The organism is Luteitalea sp. (assembly GCA_009377605.1).
In the GTDB taxonomy this organism is placed as follows: domain Bacteria; phylum Acidobacteriota; class Vicinamibacteria; order Vicinamibacterales; family Vicinamibacteraceae; genus WHTT01.
In genome coordinates, this window is record WHTT01000374.1 from 1 (window position 1) to 508 (window position 508).

Here is a 508-nt window from a genome sequence, read left to right on the forward strand (position 1 = left end):
CGCCGCTTGGACTCGCTGGTCATGCGCGCCGCGGATGCGACGCGCGTGCCGGCGGGCGCTGCGCTCGCAGTCGATCGCGAGGCCTTCTCGCGCGCCGTCACCGACGCGGTGACAGCGAATCCGCTCATCACCATCGTCCGCGAAGAGGTCCCGCGCGTGCCGCCGGCCGGTGGGGCGTGGTCGCCCATCGTCATCGCGACCGGCCCGCTGACGTCCGACGCGCTGTCGGCGGACATTCAAGCGCTCGTCGGCGACGAGCACCTGTCCTTCTACGACGCGATCAGCCCGATTGTCCTGGCGGAGACGATCGACCACTCGAGGGTCTTCCGCGCGTCGCGCTGGGGCCGAAGCCTGCGAGGTTCGGCCGAGGCTGACTTGTCCGCCGTAGCGCGCAGCGCGAAGGTGGAAGCCTCGGCCCTCCGTACGGACGAGGCCGTCGAGCCCGAGGGCGACTATCTGAACTGTCCGTTCAATAAGTCGGAGTACGACGCGTTCTACGATGCGCTCG

1 protein-coding gene is annotated in these 508 nt (G+C 69.7%); it reads left to right on the forward strand.

Annotated elements, in window-relative coordinates:
* The coding region (gene gid, locus GEV06_29350; GenBank protein ID MPZ21942.1) for a methylenetetrahydrofolate--tRNA-(uracil(54)-C(5))-methyltransferase (FADH(2)-oxidizing) TrmFO at positions 1 to 508 on the forward strand (508 nt) is incomplete at both ends.